The 19,491-nt window shown below is 56.0% G+C and carries 18 protein-coding genes; 10 read left to right on the top strand and 8 right to left on the bottom strand.

Annotated elements, in window-relative coordinates:
• Position 1 precedes the first annotated feature (1 nt).
• The 6 genes from dnaE to tilS all read left to right on the top strand — a co-directional run bounded on the left by dnaE (position 2) and on the right by tilS (position 10,490).
• Positions 2-3,484 carry a DNA polymerase III subunit alpha gene (gene dnaE / locus PGR23_RS18080; RefSeq protein WP_045390151.1) on the top strand — a complete coding sequence of 1,161 codons (3,483 nt, stop codon included), beginning with the start codon at positions 2-4 and terminating at the stop codon, positions 3,482-3,484.
• A 12-nt stretch (positions 3,485-3,496) separates the two neighbouring features.
• Positions 3,497-4,456: an acetyl-CoA carboxylase carboxyl transferase subunit alpha gene (gene accA / locus PGR23_RS18075; protein ID WP_045390153.1), complete on the top strand. Its 960-nt coding sequence runs from the start codon at positions 3,497-3,499 to the stop codon at positions 4,454-4,456.
• 191 nt (positions 4,457-4,647) lie between these two features.
• On the top strand, positions 4,648-6,429 hold the full coding sequence (locus tag PGR23_RS18070; RefSeq protein ID WP_047046998.1) for a chitinase: 1,782 nt from the start codon (positions 4,648-4,650) through the stop codon (positions 6,427-6,429).
• Between the two features lie 100 nt (positions 6,430-6,529).
• Positions 6,530-8,668 carry a lysine decarboxylase LdcC gene (locus PGR23_RS18065; protein WP_047047001.1) on the top strand — a complete coding sequence of 713 codons (2,139 nt, stop codon included), beginning with the start codon at positions 6,530-6,532 and terminating at the stop codon, positions 8,666-8,668.
• Positions 8,669-8,730: 62 nt separating this feature from the next.
• On the top strand, positions 8,731-9,120 hold the full coding sequence (locus PGR23_RS18060; protein ID WP_015704453.1) for a VOC family protein: 390 nt from the start codon (positions 8,731-8,733) through the stop codon (positions 9,118-9,120).
• Positions 9,121-9,188: 68 nt separating this feature from the next.
• Positions 9,189-10,490 (top strand): tRNA lysidine(34) synthetase TilS, encoded by a 1,302-nt coding sequence (gene tilS, locus PGR23_RS18055; RefSeq protein WP_047047003.1) that lies wholly within the window; start codon positions 9,189-9,191, stop codon positions 10,488-10,490.
• A 15-nt stretch (positions 10,491-10,505) separates the two neighbouring features.
• Here tilS and rof read toward each other — a convergent pair whose 3' ends face one another.
• Complete coding sequence (gene rof / locus PGR23_RS18050) at positions 10,506-10,766, bottom strand: Rho-binding antiterminator (protein ID WP_045390162.1); 261 nt, start codon at positions 10,764-10,766, stop codon at positions 10,506-10,508.
• Positions 10,753-10,953: a YaeP family protein gene (locus PGR23_RS18045; RefSeq protein WP_015368145.1), complete on the bottom strand. Its 201-nt coding sequence runs from the start codon at positions 10,951-10,953 to the stop codon at positions 10,753-10,755. The genes rof and PGR23_RS18045 overlap by 14 nt, the downstream gene beginning before the upstream one ends.
• A gap of 196 nt (positions 10,954-11,149) precedes the next feature.
• Here PGR23_RS18045 and PGR23_RS18040 point away from each other — a divergent pair, with 196 nt between their 5' ends.
• Genes PGR23_RS18040 through nlpE form a run of 3 tightly spaced genes read left to right on the top strand, consistent with a single transcriptional unit; the run spans position 11,150 to position 12,846 of the window.
• Positions 11,150-11,695, top strand: coding sequence for a YaeQ family protein (locus tag PGR23_RS18040; protein WP_045390165.1), 546 nt, complete (start codon positions 11,150-11,152; stop codon positions 11,693-11,695).
• A complete protein-coding gene (gene arfB, locus PGR23_RS18035; RefSeq protein WP_045390167.1) occupies positions 11,692-12,105 on the top strand; it encodes an alternative ribosome rescue aminoacyl-tRNA hydrolase ArfB in 414 nt (137 codons plus the stop codon). Before PGR23_RS18040 ends, arfB begins: the two co-directional genes overlap by 4 nt.
• A 42-nt stretch (positions 12,106-12,147) precedes the next feature.
• Positions 12,148-12,846, top strand: coding sequence for an envelope stress response activation lipoprotein NlpE (gene nlpE / locus PGR23_RS18030; protein ID WP_072251482.1), 699 nt, complete (start codon positions 12,148-12,150; stop codon positions 12,844-12,846).
• A 62-nt stretch (positions 12,847-12,908) separates the two neighbouring features.
• Here nlpE and proS read toward each other — a convergent pair whose 3' ends face one another.
• From proS to metN, 6 genes are all read right to left on the bottom strand, one after another.
• Complete coding sequence (gene proS, locus PGR23_RS18025) at positions 12,909-14,627, bottom strand: proline--tRNA ligase (protein WP_047047007.1); 1,719 nt, start codon at positions 14,625-14,627, stop codon at positions 12,909-12,911.
• Between the two features lie 112 nt (positions 14,628-14,739).
• Entirely contained in the window at positions 14,740-15,447 is a 708-nt protein-coding gene (gene tsaA / locus PGR23_RS18020) for a tRNA (N6-threonylcarbamoyladenosine(37)-N6)-methyltransferase TrmO (RefSeq protein WP_047047010.1), read from the bottom strand.
• Complete coding sequence (gene rcsF, locus PGR23_RS18015; RefSeq protein WP_015704458.1) at positions 15,444-15,851, bottom strand: Rcs stress response system protein RcsF; 408 nt, start codon at positions 15,849-15,851, stop codon at positions 15,444-15,446. The genes tsaA and rcsF overlap by 4 nt, the downstream gene beginning before the upstream one ends.
• Positions 15,852-15,958: 107 nt before the next feature.
• Positions 15,959-16,774, bottom strand: a complete 816-nt coding sequence (gene metQ / locus PGR23_RS18010; RefSeq protein WP_015368138.1) for a methionine ABC transporter substrate-binding lipoprotein MetQ — start codon at positions 16,772-16,774, stop codon at positions 15,959-15,961.
• A 43-nt stretch (positions 16,775-16,817) separates the two neighbouring features.
• Positions 16,818-17,471, bottom strand: a complete 654-nt coding sequence (locus tag PGR23_RS18005) for a methionine ABC transporter permease MetI (protein WP_045390177.1) — start codon at positions 17,469-17,471, stop codon at positions 16,818-16,820.
• Positions 17,464-18,495, bottom strand: coding sequence for a methionine ABC transporter ATP-binding protein MetN (gene metN / locus PGR23_RS18000; RefSeq protein WP_045390179.1), 1,032 nt, complete (start codon positions 18,493-18,495; stop codon positions 17,464-17,466). Before metN ends, PGR23_RS18005 begins: the two co-directional genes overlap by 8 nt.
• A gap of 188 nt (positions 18,496-18,683) precedes the next feature.
• Here metN and gmhB point away from each other — a divergent pair, with 188 nt between their 5' ends.
• On the top strand, positions 18,684-19,250 hold the full coding sequence (gmhB, locus tag PGR23_RS17995) for a D-glycero-beta-D-manno-heptose 1,7-bisphosphate 7-phosphatase (protein WP_045376647.1): 567 nt from the start codon (positions 18,684-18,686) through the stop codon (positions 19,248-19,250).
• Positions 19,251-19,491 lie beyond the last annotated feature (241 nt).

Below are 19,491 nucleotides of genomic sequence, written 5' to 3'. Positions count from 1 at the left end.
GATGTCTGAACCACGTTTCGTACACCTGCGGGTGCACAGCGACTATTCCATGATCGATGGGCTGGCGAAAACCGGGCCGCTGGTGAAAAAGGCGGCCGCTTTGGGCATGCCTGCGCTGGCGATCACCGATTTTACCAACCTCTGCGGTCTGGTTAAGTTCTACGGAACGGGCCATGGCGCCGGGATTAAGCCCATTGTCGGCGCTGACTTCCATGTTCAGTGCGATCTGCTGGGCGATGAATTCACCGAACTGACGGTTTTAGCGGCCAACAATACCGGCTATCAGAATCTGACTCTGCTCATTTCTCGCGCCTATCAGCGCGGCTATGGCGCGCTGGGGCCGTGGATCGATCGCGACTGGCTGGTTGAGCATCAGGAAGGGCTGATTCTGCTGTCCGGCGGCCGTAAAGGCGATGTTGGCGTCAGCCTGATCCGCGGAAATATGCCGCTGGTCGAGCAGTGTCTCGCCTTCTATGAACAACATTTCCCGGATCGCTACTATCTGGAGCTGATCCGTACCGGTCGTCAGGACGAAGAAAGCTATCTTCACGCCGCGGTTCAACTGGCGGAGGAGCATGGTTTGCCGGTAGTGGCGACCAACGATGTGCGTTTCCTGGAAACCGGCGACTTCGACGCCCATGAAATTCGCGTCGCCATTCACGATGGCTTCACCCTCGACGATCCGAAGCGACCGCGCAACTACTCGCCGCAGCAATATATGCGTAGCGAAGAGGAGATGTGCGAGCTATTTGCCGATATCCCGGAAGCGCTGGAAAACACCGTTGAGATCGCCAAACGCTGCAACGTTACCGTGCGCCTTGGCGAATACTTCCTGCCGCAGTTCCCGACCGGCGACATGACCACCGAAGACTTCCTGGTAATGAAGTCGAAAGAGGGGCTGGAGGAACGTCTCGAATTCCTGTTCCCGGATCCCGAAGAGCGCGCTAAGCGTCGCCCGGAATATGACCAACGTCTGGATGTCGAACTGCAGGTTATCAACCAGATGGGGTTCCCGGGCTACTTCCTGATCGTCATGGAATTTATCCAGTGGTCGAAGGATAACGGCGTGCCGGTAGGGCCGGGACGTGGTTCCGGCGCCGGCTCGCTGGTGGCCTACGCGCTGAAAATTACCGACCTTGACCCGCTGGAGTTTGACCTGCTGTTCGAACGTTTCCTTAACCCGGAACGTGTGTCGATGCCCGACTTCGACGTCGACTTCTGCATGGAGAAACGCGACCAGGTTATTGAGCACGTTGCGGATATGTATGGCCGCGACGCGGTATCGCAGATTATCACCTTCGGTACCATGGCGGCGAAGGCGGTTATTCGCGACGTGGGCCGCGTGTTGGGTCACCCGTACGGCTTTGTTGACCGTATCTCCAAGCTGGTGCCGCCGGATCCTGGCATGACGCTGGCGAAAGCCTTTGAAGCGGAACCACAGCTGCCGGAAATCTACGAAGCGGACGAAGAAGTTAAAGCGCTGATTGATATGGCGCGTAAGCTGGAAGGCGTGACGCGTAACGCCGGTAAGCACGCGGGCGGCGTGGTTATCGCGCCGACCAAAATCACCGATTTCGCGCCGCTGTACTGCGATGAACAGGGGCTACACCCGGTTACCCAGTTTGATAAGAACGACGTCGAATACGCCGGGCTGGTAAAATTCGACTTCCTCGGCCTGCGTACGCTGACCATCATCAACTGGGCGCTGGAGATGATCAACAAGCGGCGGGCGAAGAACGGCGAAGGGCCGCTGGACATCGCCGCGATCCCGCTGGATGACAAGAAAAGCTTCGACATGCTGCAGCGCTCGGAAACCACCGCGGTCTTCCAGCTTGAATCGCGCGGCATGAAAGATCTGATTAAGCGTCTACAGCCCGACTGCTTCGAAGATATGATCGCGCTGGTGGCGCTGTTCCGTCCGGGCCCGCTGCAGTCGGGGATGGTAGATAACTTTATCGACCGTAAGCACGGCCGTGAAGAGATTTCCTACCCGGACGTGCAGTGGCAGCACGAATGTCTGAAACCTGTACTGGAGCCGACTTACGGCATCATCCTGTACCAGGAACAGGTCATGCAGATAGCCCAGGAGCTCTCCGGTTATACCCTCGGCGGCGCGGATATGCTGCGTCGTGCGATGGGTAAGAAAAAGCCGGAAGAGATGGCCAAGCAGCGCGGCACCTTCGAAGAAGGGGCGAAAAAGCGCGGCGTTGACGGCGAACTGGCGATGAAAATCTTTGACCTGGTGGAAAAATTCGCCGGTTACGGATTTAACAAGTCTCACTCCGCCGCCTATGCGCTGGTCTCCTACCAGACGCTGTGGCTGAAGGCGCACTATCCGGCCGAGTTTATGGCGGCGGTGATGACCGCCGATATGGACAACACCGAGAAGGTGGTGGGTCTGGTCGATGAATGCTGGCGGATGGGCCTGAAAATCCTGCCGCCGGACATCAACTCCGGCCTGTATCATTTCCACGTCAATGATGACGGGGAAATCGTGTATGGTATCGGCGCCATTAAAGGCGTCGGTGAAGGCCCGATTGAAGCGATCATCGAAGCGCGTAACAATGGCGGCTATTTCCGCGAGCTGTTTGATCTGTGCGCCCGTACCGATATTAAAAAGCTCAATCGCCGGGTGCTGGAAAAGCTGATTATGTCCGGGGCGTTCGACCGCCTCGGCCCGCATCGCGCGGCGCTGATGAACTCGCTCAACGATGCGCTGAAAGCCGCCGATCAGCACGCCAAAGCCGAAGCCATTGGCCAGGCGGATATGTTCGGCGTGCTGGCGGAAGAGCCGGAACAAATTGAGCAATCCTACGCCAGCTGCCAGCCGTGGCCGGAGCAGGTGGTGCTGGATGGTGAAAGGGAAACGCTGGGGCTGTATCTGACCGGCCACCCGATTAACCAATACCTGAAAGAGATCGAACGCTACGTTGGCGGCGTGAGACTCAAAGACATGCACCCGACCGATCGTGGTAAAGTGACCACGGCGGCGGGTCTGGTTATTGCTGCGCGGGTAATGGTCACCAAGCGCGGCAATCGTATCGGCATCTGTACGCTGGATGACCGTTCCGGGCGTCTGGAGGTGATGTTATTCACCGACGCGCTGGATAAATACCAGCAGTTGCTGGAAAAAGACCGCATACTTATCGTCAGCGGACAGGTCAGCTTTGATGACTTCAGCGGGGGCCTTAAAATGACCGCCCGTGAAGTCATGGATATTGACGAAGCCCGGGAAAAATATGCTCGCGGGCTTGCTATCTCGCTGACGGACAGGCAAATTGATGACCAGCTTTTAAACCGACTCCGTCAGTCTCTGGAACCCCACCGTTCGGGAACCATTCCAGTACACCTCTATTATCAGAGGGCGGATGCGCGCGCGCGGTTGCGTTTTGGCGCAACATGGCGCGTCTCTCCGAGCGATCGTTTACTCAACGATCTGCGTGGCCTTATCGGCTCGGAGCAGGTGGAACTGGAGTTTGACTAATACAGGAATACTATGAGTCTGAATTTCCTAGATTTTGAACAGCCTATCGCAGAGCTGGAAGCGAAAATCGATTCCCTGACTGCAGTAAGCCGTCAGGATGAGAAACTGGATATTAACATCGATGAAGAAGTGCATCGTCTGCGCGAAAAAAGCGTAGAGCTGACGCGCAAAATCTTCGCCGATCTTGGCGCATGGCAAGTAGCCCAGCTGGCGCGCCATCCACGTCGTCCCTATACCCTGGATTATGTCCGCCTGGCTTTCGACGAGTTTGACGAGCTGGCAGGCGATCGCGCCTACGCTGACGATAAAGCTATCGTTGGCGGTATTGCGCGTCTTGATGGTCGCCCGGTGATGATCATCGGCCATCAGAAAGGCCGTGAGACCAAAGAGAAGATCCGTCGTAACTTTGGTATGCCGGCGCCGGAAGGCTACCGCAAAGCGCTGCGCCTGATGGAAATGGCTGAGCGTTTCAAAATGCCGATCATTACCTTCATCGACACCCCTGGCGCCTATCCGGGCGTTGGCGCGGAAGAGCGCGGCCAGTCGGAAGCGATTGCCCGCAACCTGCGTGAAATGTCGCGTCTGAGCGTGCCGGTTATCTGCACCGTCATCGGCGAAGGCGGCTCCGGCGGCGCGCTGGCGATTGGCGTAGGTGATAAGGTCAACATGCTGCAGTACAGTACCTATTCGGTTATCTCGCCGGAAGGCTGCGCGTCTATTCTGTGGAAAAGCGCGGATAAAGCGCCGCTGGCCGCGGAAGCGATGGGTATCGTTGCGCCGCGCCTCAAAGAGCTGAAGCTGATTGATTCCATCATTCCGGAACCGCTGGGCGGCGCCCACCGTAACCCGGAAGCGATGGCGGCGAGCCTGAAGGCACAGCTGTTGGCCGACCTGGCTGACCTGGATACTCTCAGCGAAGAAGAGCTGCGTAACCGCCGCTATCAGCGTCTGATGAGCTACGGCTACGCCTGATTATTCAGCTCATTATTTTCTCTAAGGGGCCGGATTTCCGGCCCCTTTTTTTATCATTTTTTTACTGAGGCAAGATGATGCGCCAATGAGGTGATGTGATTAGCCGATGATGTCCTTTTCCCGCGACACTGCGCTAACTGCCGGGGACAACGCCTGGGCAGACCGTTCACAAGGAAAAGGAGAATAATATTATGGCAATTCATAAAACTGTCGCCTTGAGCGCCGTGGCCGCAGGGATCATGTTAAGTCTGAGCGCCGCACAGGCCGCGCCGCTGCTCAGCGCCACTGAAGCCACCACCATGACAGCCAGCGAGCTGGCGGCGAAAGAAAAAGCATTAACCGATTTTCCATTAATGGATGCGGTGAAGTCTTCCATTCGTACCCTCGATAACGCTTCAGTCGAAAAGATTGAGCCTGGCAGGGCGGCTAACCCGGAAAACGTTAAACGCGTCGAAGGCATGCTCAGCGAGCAGGATTGGGATTATCTGTTCCCGATGCGCGCGCCGGAATATACCTACAGCAACTTCCTGAAGGCGATCGGTAAATTCCCGGCGGTCTGCGGCACCTACACCGATGGCCGCGATAGCGACGCGATCTGCCGTAAATCGCTGGCCACCATGTTTGCCCACTTCGCCCAGGAAACCGGCGGCCACGAAAGCTGGCGCGATATCCCGGAATGGCGGCAGGCGCTGGTCTATCTGCGCGAAGTTGGCTGGACCGAAGGACAAAAAGGCGGCTATAACGGCGAATGTAACCCGGATGTCTGGCAGGGACAGACCTGGCCTTGCGGTAAAGATGCCGATGGCGATTTCCTCAGCTACTTTGGCCGAGGGGCTAAACAGCTCTCCTATAACTACAACTACGGCCCGTTCTCCGAGGCAATGTATGGCGACGTCCGCCCGCTGCTGGATAAACCTGAGCTGGTGGCGGACTCATGGATGAACCTCGCCAGCGCGGTCTTTTTCTTTGTTTATCCGCAGCCGCCGAAACCTTCCATGCTGCACGTCATTGACGGCACCTGGCAGCCGAACGACCGTGATAAGAGTAATGGCCTGGTGCCGGGGTTTGGCGTGAGCATCCAGATCATCAACGGCGGCGTCGAGTGCGGCGGCGCTACGGAAAACGCCCAGTCGCTTAACCGTATTGCCTATTACAAAGAGTTCGCCAACTACCTAAAAGTGCCTATTGCCGATGATGAAGTGCTGGGTTGTAAGAACATGAAGCAGTTTGATGAAGGCGGAGCCGGCGCGCTGCCCATCTACTGGGAACAGGATTGGGGATGGGATCCGAACAGCGCAGACGGCAAAACCAATGCCTGCCAGCTGGTGAGCTATCAGACACCGTACAGCGCGTTCAAAGAGGGGGATTACAGCAAATGCGTTCAGCATTACTTCAACGTGACCGTGGTTGATGATGCGGGCAGCGATGGCGCGTCTGATAAGACAGATGACACGACACCAGCGCCTCAAGTGAACGTCGCGCCGGTGGCGCGTATTGCCGGCCCGGTGGGCGCTGTTGAAGCTGGCAGCCTGGTGTCGCTGAGCGGGGAAGGGTCTACCGATGCTAACGGCGACAAGCTGAACTATCTCTGGATGTCGCAGGATGGACAGACGTTAAGCGGCGCGGATAAAGCGGTGATCAATTTCAGCGCCCCACAGAGCGATAAAGATGCCCAGTATGTGGTTAGCCTGACCGTTAGCGATGGCAGTTTATCCAGTACGGCCACCTATACTCTCAATGTGAAGGCGAAGGCGGCGGATGAAGCGAAGGATGAGCCGGCTGGCGACAGCGGCGCCATCAGTTATCCGGCGTGGAGCGCCAGCCAGAGCTGGAAACCGGGTGATATCGTCAATAACCACGGCGCGCTTTTCCAGTGCAAGCCCTTCCCGGAAGGGGCATGGTGCAACGTGGCGCCAACCTACTACGAACCGGGCGCAGGTCTGGCCTGGGGGGATGCATGGAAGGCGCTGTAATTATCGTTTTACTCTGATTCAGGACTAAGATAAATCCGCCAGTGCTAAGCACTGGCGCGATTGATATTATGCTTACCTTAGGTAAATCCAGGAGGAAAGCGTGAATATCATCGCCATCATGGGGCCCCACGGCGTCTACCATAAAGACGAACCGATCAAAGAGCTGGAAGCCGCTCTGCAGAAGCAAGGATTCCAGACTATCTGGCCGCAAAACAGCGCCGACCTGCTGCAGTTTATCGAACACAACCCGCGCATCTGCGGCGTGATCTTCGACTGGGATGAGTACAGCGTTGATTTATGTAGCGATATCAATCGTCTGAACGAATACCTGCCGCTGTATGCTTTTATTAATACGCACTCGACGATGGACGTCAGCAGCCAGGACCTGCGCATGGCGCTATGGTTCTTTGAATATGCGCTGGGGCTGGCGGAAGATATCGCTACTCGTATTCGTCAGTATACCAACGAGTATCTGGACAACATCACGCCGCCATTTACCAAAGCGTTATTTAACTATGTGCAGGAGGGGAAATATACCTTTTGCACTCCCGGACACATGGCGGGAACCGCCTACCAGAAAAGCCCGGTCGGCTGCCTGTTTTATGATTTCTTCGGCGGTAATACGCTGAAGGCCGATGTTTCTATCTCCGTTACCGAACTGGGGTCGCTGCTGGACCATACCGGCCCGCATCTGGAAGCGGAAGAGTATATCGCCCGCGCCTTTGGCGCCGAGCAGAGCTACATGGTGACCAACGGTACCTCGACTTCAAATAAAATTGTCGGCATGTATTCGGCGCCTGCCGGCAGTACGCTGCTTATCGATCGTAACTGTCATAAATCGCTGGCGCATCTGCTGATGATGAGCGATATCGTGCCGCTATGGCTAAAACCGACGCGTAACGCGCTGGGGATCCTCGGCGGTATTCCGAAACGGGAATTTACCCGCGACAGCGTCCAGCGCAAAGTAGAGACAACTCGCGGCGCGCAGTGGCCGGTGCATGCGGTGATCACCAACTCCACCTATGACGGCCTGTTGTATAACACCACCTGGATTAAACAGACTCTCGACGTGCCGTCGATCCACTTTGATTCCGCCTGGGTGCCTTATACCCACTTCCACCCGATTTATCAGGGCAAAAGCGGCATGAGCGGCGACCGCGTACCGGGGAAAGTGATCTTCGAAACCCAGTCGACGCATAAAATGCTGGCGGCGCTGTCGCAGGCGTCGCTTATCCATATTAAAGGCAGCTACGATGAAGATACCTTCAACGAGGCCTTTATGATGCATACCTCTACCTCGCCAAGCTATCCGATCGTCGCCTCGATAGAAACCGCGGCGGCGATGCTGCGCGGTAACTCCGGAAAACGCCTGATTCAGCGCTCCATCGAGCGTGCGCTGCACTTCCGTAAGGAGGTGCAGCGCCTGCATGAAGAGGCCGACGGCTGGTTCTTTGATATCTGGCAACCGGAAGAGGTTGAGGAGGCGCAATGCTGGCCGGTTTCGCCGGGAGAAACGTGGCACGGTTTCCAGGACGCCGATGCCGACCATATGTTCCTCGATCCGGTCAAAGTTACCATTCTTACGCCGGGGATGGACGAGCAGGGCAATATGGCGGAAGAGGGGATCCCGGCGGCGCTGGTGGCGAAATTCCTCGACGAGCGCGGCGTGGTGGTGGAGAAAACCGGGCCGTACAATCTGCTGTTCTTGTTCAGTATCGGTATTGATAAAACCCGGGCGATGGGCCTGCTGCGCGGCCTGACCGAGTTTAAACGCGCCTACGATCTCAACCTGCGGGTGAAAAATATGTTGCCGGATCTCTATGCCGAGGATCCGGACTTCTACCGCAATATGCGCATCCAGGATCTGGCGCAGGGTATCCACCGCCTGATCCGCCAGCATCAGCTCTCACAACTGATGCTGCGGGCCTTTGACGTGCTGCCGGAGATGAAAATGACTCCGCATCAGGCCTGGCAGCGACAGATTAAGGGCGAAGTAGAAACCATCGAACTGGAGAATCTGGTGGGGCGTATTTCGGCAAACATGATCCTGCCGTATCCGCCTGGCGTGCCGCTGCTGATGCCGGGCGAGATGATCACCGAAGAGAGCCGCGCGGTGCTCGACTTCCTGTTGATGCTCTGTTCGATCGGTCGCCACTACCCAGGTTTTGAAACCGATATCCACGGGGCCAAACGCGACGAAGACGGCGTCTACCGTGTACGAGTCTTAAAAAATAATTAGGGGCTTGCGCGGCGGCGGGCGGCGCGAGTAACGTGTTGGGCTTCAACAGGAGGAGAGCAACCATGCTGGGTTTAAAACGAGTTCACCATATTGCCATCATCGCGACAGATTACGCGAAGAGCAAAGCGTTCTATTGCGACATCCTCGGGTTTACGCTGCAGAGCGAGTTCTACCGCGCCGAGCGTGATTCGTGGAAGGGCGACCTGGCGCTGAACGGCGAGTATGTCATCGAGCTGTTTTCGTTCCCGTTCCCTCCTGCGCGCCCCAGCCGTCCGGAGGCCTGTGGTCTGCGCCACCTGGCGTTTAGCGTCGACGATATTGATGCCGCGGTTGCGCATCTGCAGGCGCACGGCGTCGCCTGCGAGGCTATCCGCATCGATCCGTTTACCGATAAGCGCTTCACCTTCTTCAACGATCCCGACGGCCTGCCGCTGGAGATTTACCAACAGTAATACTTGCCAGAACCAGCCCTGGCGCGTAACGTGCCGGGCTATCTCTTCTTAGCTGCGTACGCACGATCATGACGCCGGATATTGCCTCATCGCTTCGACCACATCGTCAGTTTCTGCTGGCCTTCAGCGGCGGCCTGGACTCAACCGTCCTGCTGCACCGACTGGTACGCTGGCGCCAGCGCGAGCCAGCGATTCAGCTGCGCGCGATTCACATTCACCACGGCCTGAGCGCCAACGCTGACCATTGGGTTGAGCATTGCGAACAGATTTGCCAGCAATGGCAGGTACCGTTACAGGTGGTGCGCGTGACGCTGGCGGATGAGGGGTTGGGGATCGAAGCGCATGCTCGCCAGGCGCGCTATCAGGCTTTCCGTGAGGCGCTGTTGCCAGGCGAGGCGTTATTGACGGCACAACATCTCGACGACCAATGCGAGACCTTCCTGCTGGCGCTCAAACGCGGTAGCGGCCCGACCGGCTTGTCGGCGATGGCCGCCAGTAGCGAGTTCGCTGGCGGAAAATTGCTGCGTCCGCTGCTCAATGAGAGCCGTGAATCCCTGCATCAATGGGCGCTGACTCATCAACTGCGGTGGATTGAAGACGAGAGTAATCAGGACGATGCGTACGATCGTAACTTTCTGCGTCTGCGGGTGGTACCGCTGCTGAGCGAGCGCTGGCCGCATTTTGCCGAGGCTGTCGCCCGCAGTGCCAGCTTATGTGGCGAACAGGAACAGTTGCTCGATGAGATGCTGTCGGCAGAACTTGCCGCGCTGGTTGATGAGCGTGGTTCTCTGGCGATAGAACCGCTGAGCGCGATGAGCGCGCCGCGTCGCGCGGCGTTGCTGCGCCGCTGGCTGGCTTCCCAACAGGCGCCGATGCCGTCGCGCGAAATGCCGGAGCGCATCTGGCAGGAAGTGGCGCTGGCGCGTGAAGACGCCGCGCCTTGCCTGCGGTTAGGCGGTTTTGCCGTCCGGCGCTACCAGCAGCGCCTGTTTTGGGTCAAGCATCTGGCAAGCCTGGCGGAACGGGAAATACCCTGGGGCGATGCGGCTAAAGCGCTGACGCTACCGGAAGCGCTGGGAGAACTGGCATTGCAGTCCGGCGGGCCGATACGCGCGCCACGCGCGGATGAGCCGGTATCGATACGTTTTCGCGCCAGCGGTAATCTGCACATTGTTGGGCGTCAGGGCGGCCGTAAGCTTAAGAAAATCTGGCAGGAAATGGCGGTCGCGCCCTGGCGTCGCGACGCCACGCCGCTGCTGTTTTATGGCGAAACCTTGATTGCCGCAGCCGATGGGCTGTTTGTCACCAGAGAGGGGCAAGTACAGGAAGGCGAAGGGTTACAGCTGATATGGCGGAAAACGGGCGGCTAAGCCGCCCGGTGGGCTTCAGGATTCGCTGACCACCACGGTGCCGATTTCCGGGTGGCTGAAACTGGCGATTTTATCCAGGCGTAGCTCGCGGACGTTACCGGCAAGTTCTACCACCAGATACTCGACATTTTTACGCGAGATAAGATCGCTCGCTTTGGCCTGTAGCTGTTCACCATCTTTCAGGGCCAGCGCCAGCACCAGGTGATGCTGGCAGGCAAGTTCGAGGTTGTCATAATCATCGCAGTTAATGGGTTGATAAGTATCATTCATTGACATAATCGCTCACCAATAAGTTTGCCGCCGCATAAGCGGCCTTTTCCCTGACTGACTCCGAAAGGGCCTGATCCGCCGCAACCTCATTTAATACTTTCAACACGCAGCCCAGCGCATCCGGGATATACCCTAAGTCTCCGCTGGCTATTTCCGCATACCGCTTGCGTATTAACTCACAATATTGATCCACATGCCCTCCTGTCAGCGTTCTGACTTAACCGTGGGATGCAAGTTTAAGCCTACGAAGATAAACTCTGTTTAGCAAGGTGACTATACCATAGTCATCTAAGCAATATCAGCAGGATGAAAGGAGTACCTGCGATTGCCGACAGCCTTTTGTCGCCAGTTTCGCTACAATGTACGCCATTTTTTTCAGGAGTTTATTCATGGCGCTGAAAGCGACGATTTATAAAGCTGTGGTTAATGTTGCCGATTTAGATCGCAACCAGTTTCTGGATGCTAACCTGACGCTGGCGCAACATCCCTCAGAAACCCAGGAGCGTATGATGCTGCGTCTGCTGGCGTGGATTAAATATGCCAACGAACGTCTGCAGTTTACCCGCGGGTTGTCCTCGGATGATGAACCGGAGCTGTGGCAGTTGAACGACCATTTGGGTGTTGATCTGTGGATTGAGCTGGGGCTGCCGGACGAGAAGCGCCTCAAGAAAGCCTGCTCGCGGGCGCAGGAGGTGGCGCTGTTTGCCTATAATAGCCGGGCGGCTGAAATCTGGTGGCAGCAAAATCAGAACAAGCTTGCGGCGTATCCGAAGCTGACTATCTGGTATCTTGATGATACGCAGCTGGCGCAGCTAAGTGCTTTTGCCGATCGCACTATGACGCTGCAGGCAACCCTGCAGGACGGCGGTATCTGGTTATCCGACGATCGGAATAATCTGGAAATTCATTTAACGGCCTGGCAGCAGCCGGCATGATAACGATTAGCCGCAGCGTTTCCATCCCGGATGAGGAGATCTCGCTTACCGGGGTCCGCGCACAGGGGGCGGGCGGTCAGCATGTGAATAAGGCCTCGACGGCGATTCACTTACGTTTTGATATTAAAGCATCGAGCCTGCCTGAGTTTTATAAAGAACGCCTGCTCGCCGCCAGTCACCACTTAATTTCTGCTGACGGTGTGGTTATCATTAAGGCTCAGGAATATCGTAGCCAGGAGATGAACCGCGAAGCGGCGATCTCGCGACTGGTTACGCTGATAAAAGAATTAACCGCAGTGCAAAAAAGCCGCCGGGAGACGCGACCGACTCGGGCGTCAAAAGAGCGACGACTTGCCTCCAAGGCGCAAAAGTCCTCAGTCAAAGCGCTGCGTGGGAAGGTTCGCCATTGAGCGGCGTGGCGGACGGGTGGAATGGATTATAAGGAATTCACAGTGAAGAAAATTGTATTTTCGCTCGCAGCGGCCTGTTCGCTCTTTGCGCTATTTGGCTGCAATCATCGCGCTGAGGTGGAGACGGTTCAGCCGGCGGCGATGGAAGAGCTGAAACCGATGCAGCAAAGCTGGCGCGGTATTTTGCCTTGCGCGGATTGCGAAGGGATTGAGACCTCTTTGTTCCTTGAGAAAGATGGCACCTGGGTTATGAACGAACGTTATCAGGGCGTTAGTCGCGAGCCGTCATCTTTCGCTTCATATGGTACCTGGGCGCGTACCGCCGATAAACTGGTATTGACCAACAGCAAAGGCGAGAAATCTTACTATCGGGCGAAAGGCGACAAGCTGGAAATGCTCGATCGCGACGGCAACCCGATTAAATCAACGCTGAATTATACGCTTGAGCCTGTGAAGGCCAGCCTGCCGACGACGCCAATGGCGATGCGCGGGATGTATTTCTATATGGCGGATGCGGCAACCTTTACCGATTGCGTGACCGGTAAAACGATCGCGGTCGCGAATAACGCCCAGCTTGAGCGCGATTATGCCGCCGCGCGCGGAACCGATACTCGTCCGGTGCTGCTGGTGGTTGAAGGACATTTCACCCTTGAAGCAAACCCGGATACCGGCGAGATGATGAAAACGCTAATGACGGATAAAGACAGTAAATTTATTCCGGGTAAAGACTGCGGTAATTAATTCTTGCAGTTGCTATAAAAAAGGCCTCGCTATTGCGAGGCCTTTTAGCTTTTAAGGGGAAATTAACCCTTAATCTGCTGCACCAGGTAATTCACGATATCCCCGGTCTTAATCAGCTGCTTCTCGCCGTTGCGACGATGTTTGTATTCGATATCATCGTTGTCGAGGTTACGGTCGCCGAGCACGATGGTGTGAGGAATACCGATCAGCTCCATATCGGCGAACATCACGCCCGGACGCTCTTTACGGTCGTCCATCAGCACGTCGATGCCATGCGCACGCAGCTCGACGTACAGCTTCTCGGCCAGCTCCTGCACGCGATAGGACTTGTGCATGTTCATCGGCAGAATAGCGACCTGGAACGGCGCGATGGCGTCCGGCCAGATAATCCCGCGATCGTCAAAGTTCTGCTCAATAGCGGCGGCCACCACGCGGGTCACCCCAATACCGTAGCAACCCATGGTCAGAATCTGGTTACGGCCATCTTCGCCCTGCACCGCGGCATTCATTGCCTGAGAGTACTTGGTGCCCAGCTGGAAGATGTGGCCGACTTCGATACCGCGTTTGATAAGCAGGGTACCTTTGCCGTCCGGGCTCGGGTCGCCGGCAACGACATTACGAATATCAGCAACTTCCGGAGTCGCGACGTCGCGATCCCAGTTAATGCCGAAATAGTGTTTGCCATCGATGTTAGCGCCGGCGGCGAAATCGCTCATTGCCGCGACGGTACGGTCGATAACCACCGGAATCGGCATGTTAACCGGACCGAGAGAACCAGGTCCCGCGTTAACGATAGCGCGGATCTCTTCTTCGCTGGCGAAGGTCAGCGGGCTCGCGACCTGCGGCAGTTTTTCCGCTTTCACTTCGTTGAGCTCGTGATCGCCGCGTACCAGCAGGGCGACCAGCGGGTAGCTGCTATCTTCCACCGCTTTCACCAGCAGGGTCTTCACGGTTTTTTCGATTGGCAGATTGAACTGCTCAACCAGCTCGGCGATGGTTTTCGCGTTCGGCGTGTCTACCAGCGTCATTTCTTGCGTCGCGGCGGCGCGCGGCTCTTTCGGCGCGACGGCTTCGGCAAACTCAATGTTCGCCGCGTAGTCGGAGCTATCAGAGAAGATCACGTCATCTTCGCCGCTCTGCGCCAGCACCTGGAACTCATGAGAAGCGCTACCGCCGATCGAACCGGTGTCAGCCTGTACCGCGCGGAAATCCAGCCCCATACGGCTGAAGATTTTGCTGTAAGCGGTATACATCGCGTCGTAGGTTTCCTGCAGCGATTCCTGAGAGGTATGGAAAGAGTAAGCATCTTTCATCAGGAACTCACGGGAGCGCATCACGCCGAAACGCGGGCGGACTTCATCGCGGAACTTGGTCTGAATCTGATAGAAGTTCAGCGGCAGCTGTTTATAAGAGTTCAGCTCGTTGCGAATCAGGTCGGTAATGACCTCTTCGTGAGTCGGGCCGAGAACGAACGGGCGATCGCCACGATCGGCAATGCGCAGCAGCTCAGGGCCATATTGCTCCCAGCGACCGCTCTCCTGCCACAGTTCAGAAGGCTGAACTACCGGCATTAACACCTCGATAGCACCGGCGTTGTTCATCTCTTCACGCACGATGTTCTCGACTTTTTTCAGAACGCGCACGCCGGTCGGCAGCCAGGTGTACAACCCTGAGGCCAGCTTGCGGATCATCCCGGCGCGCAGCATCAGCTGATGGCTGATGACTTCGGCGTCGGCAGGTGTCTCCTTCAGAGTGGAGAGCAGATATTGGCTAGTACGCATGTTGTTACGGTTCCATTTGGACGATCGGAACAGGCTGGAGAGCCAGCCTGAAACAAAAAAAGTGGTTTAGTTTACCAGTGTGGCAAAGATGCCAAAAGAGAGGAAAATAAAATTAGCGCGGTTCGAGAGAAAAGACTTCAAAACCGTAGGGGATTACCCGCCAGCGCACGTTGAAATCGAGCAGCCAGACGGCGTAGGTTTTCCCTGCTTCTTCCTCTTTACGATAAGCCGGACGCGGATCCTGCGCCAGTACTTCACGGATAAACGCTTTGATATGCGGGTAGCGTTTTTCCAGCGTCAGTAACTGTGCTTCTATTTCCGGCGTAAAGCTGACATTCATGCCTGCCAGCGGCGCCTGCTGCGCATAGCTGGCGCTGGCGTCCGGCAGGGCTTCGGCAAAGGGAAGATAAGGTTTGATATCAACCACCGGCGTACCGTCCACGAGATCGAGGCTGCCAAGTTCCAGTATCACCTGATCCTTCTGGCAGCGAACGCCTTTTAGTTCAACCAGCGACATGCCGATAGGGTTGGGGCGAAACGTCGAGCGGGTTGCAAAGACGCCCATGCGTGCGTTGCCGCCAAGGCGGGGAGGGCGCACGGTCGGACGCCAGCCGCCAGCCATGGTCTGATGAAAGACAAACAGGACCCACAGATGGCTGAAGTTTTCCAGCCCACGCACGGCGTCAGCCTGGTTATAAGGCGCGAGCAGATGCAGCTCTCCGCTGCCGTGTTCAACCAGGCCTGGCTGGCGAGGAACGGCAAACTTCTCTTTATACGGCGAGCGGATGACGCCTATCTGCGCGAACTGAAATGCACTCATTGTGCCGAGACGTTAAGCGCTGAACCCAGGCAAACGGCCTGACGGTAGCAGCCTGGCGTACCGCTGGTCACTTCGCAGCTGTGCAGCAGCACGGCGTTGGCCTTCATTTTGGCCGCGTTGATTTGCATGCGTTTACGGGCGGTCGGGATATTCGGCGGGGAGTCCTGGTTTGAAGCCTGGCATGATTCGCCGCTCACTTCACCCAGATCGCGGAAGGGTTTGCCTACCAGCGCGGCGGCATCGGTATAGATTCTGACCGGCGCGGGACGTGAGACTTTTGGTTTAGCCGTTTCCGTCTGGACTGGCGTGGTTGCGGTGCTTTTAACAGGCTCAACGGGGGATCTGCTTAGCATAGAACAACCGCTTAACATGAGTGCTAACAAACAGACCGGTAAAGCACGCATAGTATTTCCTCAATGAATTATAAACAGGGCGCTATTGAATCAGGTGCTTGCATAAATGACAAGACGGGCATAAAGCCCGTCCTGAATGATATTACGCTGAAAGCAGATTACCAGCCTTTCACTGCGCCGCCGTTAAAGATTTTGTTAGCGGCTTCGTAAACTTCATCGCTTTGGTAAGCCTGAACAAATTTCTTAACATTTTCCGCGTCTTTATTATCTTCGCGGGCGACGATCAGGTTTACGTACGGCGAGTTTTTGTCTTCAACGAAGATACCGTCTTTCGCCGGCGTCAGGCCAATCTGGCTGGCGTAAGTGGTGTTGATGACCGCCAGAGCGATCTGCGCGTCGTCCAGAGAACGCGGCAGCTGCGGCGCTTCCAGCTCAACAATCTTCAGGTTTTTCGGGTTCTCAACCACGTCCAGAGACGTCGGCAGCAGACCTACGCCTTCTTTCAGTTTAATCAGGCCCACTTGCTGCAGCAGCAGCAGGGAACGGCCGAGGTTGGTCGGATCGTTCGGAACGGCAATCTGTGAGCCCGGCTGCAGTTCGTCCAGAGATTTGATTTTCTTCGAGTAGCCAGCGATCGGATAGACGAAGGTGTTGCCGACGGAAACCAGTTTATAACCGCGGTCTTTAATCTGCTGATCGAGATACGGTTTGTGCTGGAAGGCGTTAACGTCGATGTCGCCTTTGCTCAGCGCTTCGTTCGGCAACACGTAGTCGTTGAAGGTCACCAGCTCAACGTCGAGGCCATACTTCTCTTTTGCCACTTTCTGCGCGACTTCAGCAACCTGCTGTTCCGCGCCGACGATTACGCCGACTTTAATATGGTTAGGATCTTTTTCATCCTGACCGCAACCCACCAGAGCCAGAGAACCGATTAATGCGCCAACTGCCGCAAAGGTTTTGAAATTAAAGGCCATGTTATTTCCTTCCTGTAAGAATTAGTGTTGTGTGTCAATAACGTTATTTGTGAGTCACAGCCCGGACGATACGATCGCCTGAGAATTGAATTAAATAAACCAGAATAACCAGCAATACCAGCACGGTATTCATTACCGTCGCGTTATAGCCGATGTAGCCGTACTGATAGCCAATCTGACCCAGACCACCGGCACCCACCGCACCGCCCATCGCAGAATAGCCCACGAGGGTAATAAGCGTGATGGTAGCGGCGTTCACCAGACCCGGTAATGCTTCAGGTAGCAGGACCTTACGCACGATCTGCAGCGGCGTTGCGCCCATCGCGCGTGAGGCTTCGATAAGCCCGGTCGGGATCTCGAGCAGCGCGTTTTCCACCATACGTGCGATAAACGGCGCGGCGCCGACCGTTAACGGCACAATCGCTGCCTGCAGGCCGATTGAGGTACCAACGATCACGCGGGTAAACGGAATCATCCACACCAGCAGAATAATGAATGGAATCGAGCGGAAGATATTAACCAGCGCCGATAGAGTACGATACAGTCGGGCGTTGGCGGCAATCTGCCCCGGACGGGTAACGTACAGCAGTACCCCGACCGGCAAGCCGAGCACAAAGCCAAAGAAGCCGGAGACAAACGTCATAGCCAGCGTTTCCCACACGCCGCGAACCAGCAGCCAGATCATTGGTTCAGACATATCCCAGTACCTCTACTTTTACATGATGTTCCTGCAGCCAGGCGATCGCCGCCTGGGTATCTTCCGGTGTGCCGTGCATTTCGGTCAGCATGATGCCGAACTTCACTCCGCCGGCGTAATCCATCTGCGCGCTAATAATGTTGTTATTCACATTAAAGCGGCGGGCGGTTTCCGACAGCAGCGGCGCATCGACGGAATGGCCGGTGAACTCCATACGCAGCATCGGCACGCTGTCAGGCAGCGGGGTGGGCTTCAGGCGTGCCTGATAGTCATCCGGAATATCCAGATGCAGGGTAGACTGAATGAACTGCTGAGCCAGCGGCGTCTTAGGATGCGAGAAGACTTCGCTCACGGTGTCCTGCTCGATCAGTTGACCATTACTAATGACCGCCACGCAGTCGCAGATACGTTTAACCACGTCCATTTCATGGGTGATCAACAGAATGGTCAGCCCCAGACGACGGTTGATGTCTTTTAACAGTTCGAGGATCGAACGGGTCGTTGCCGGGTCGAGCGCGCTGGTGGCTTCATCGCACAGCAGCACTTTTGGGTTACTGGCCAGCGCGCGGGCAATCGCCACGCGCTGTTTCTGGCCACCGGAGAGGTTTGCCGGATAGCTGTCGTGCTTATCGCCAAGACCAACCAGGTCAAGCAGTTCATTAACGCGGCGTTTGATTTCCGCCGGCGGCGTGTTGTCCAGCTCAAGCGGCAGCGCCACGTTGCCGAAAACGGTACGTGAAGCAAGCAAGTTAAAGTGCTGGAAGATCATGCCAATCTGACGGCGCGCGCGAGTCAGTTCTTTTTCAGTCAGCGCGGTGAGTTCCTGGTTATCAACCTGCACGCTGCCTTCGGTTGGGCGTTCCAGCAGGTTAACGCAGCGAATCAGCGTACTTTTACCTGCGCCGGAAGCGCCGATCACGCCGTAAATTTGCCCGGCAGGGACATGCAGGCTGACATTGTTCAGCGCCTGTATGGTGCGGTTCCCCTGCTGGAACACTTTGGTAATATTCGAAAGTTTAATCATCAGTTATTTATTATCGTTTAGCCGTTTGCCGTGGCATTTTCTTCTGCCGTGTGCAGGCGATGCCTGTCAATGAAATGGATGTTAAGGCATCCAGACGTCTAAATCAATCTGACTCTTTATAATGAGCACTTTCTTGCATGGCGAAACATGCGATACTAACGGCATTAGCCTTTATCAGGAGCAAACCGGTGGCAAAGTCTGTACCCGCAATTTTTCTCGACCGTGACGGCACGATTAATATCGATCATGGTTACGTCCACGAAATCGACAACTTTGAGTTTATCGACGGCGTCATTGATGCCATGCGTGAACTAAAGGCGATGGGATTTGCGTTAGTGCTGGTGACCAACCAGTCAGGCATCGCGCGCGGTAAATTCACGGAAGCGCAATTTGAGACCCTCACCGAATGGATGGACTGGTCGCTGGCAGACCGCGGCGTGGATCTCGATGGTATCTATTATTGTCCGCATCACCCGCAGGGGAGCGTTGAAGAGTTCCGCCAGACCTGCGATTGCCGCAAGCCGCATCCGGGGATGCTCATTTCCGCACGCGATTTCCTGCATATTGATATGGCTGCTTCTTATATGGTGGGCGATAAACTCGAAGACATGCAGGCGGCTGCAGCGGCGAATGTCGGAACGAAAGTGCTGGTGCGTACCGGTAAGCCGGTTACCGCAGAAGCGGAAAGCGCCGCGGATTGGGTGCTAAATAGCCTGGCGGACCTGCCTGCGGCTATCAAAAAGCAGCAAAAATAAGCGTTACGTATAAAAGATGAGCGGTTGAAATAAAAATGTATTTTTCCGCTTGTCATTCCCGGCGGGCTCCCTATAATGCGCCTCCATCGACACGGCGGATGTGAATCACTTCACACAAACAGCCGGTTCGGTTGAAGAGAAAAATCCTGAAATTCAGGGTTGACTCTGAAAGAGGAAAGCGTAATATACGCCACCTCGCGACAGAGCGCTAAAGCGCGTCGCAACTGCTCTTTAACAATTT

Source organism: Klebsiella sp. 141162, assembly GCF_050600755.1.
GTDB lineage: Bacteria > Pseudomonadota > Gammaproteobacteria > Enterobacterales > Enterobacteriaceae > Klebsiella > Klebsiella aerogenes.
The sequence above is the reverse complement of the archived record's forward strand: the minus strand, read 5'-3'. Positions and strand labels throughout refer to the sequence as shown.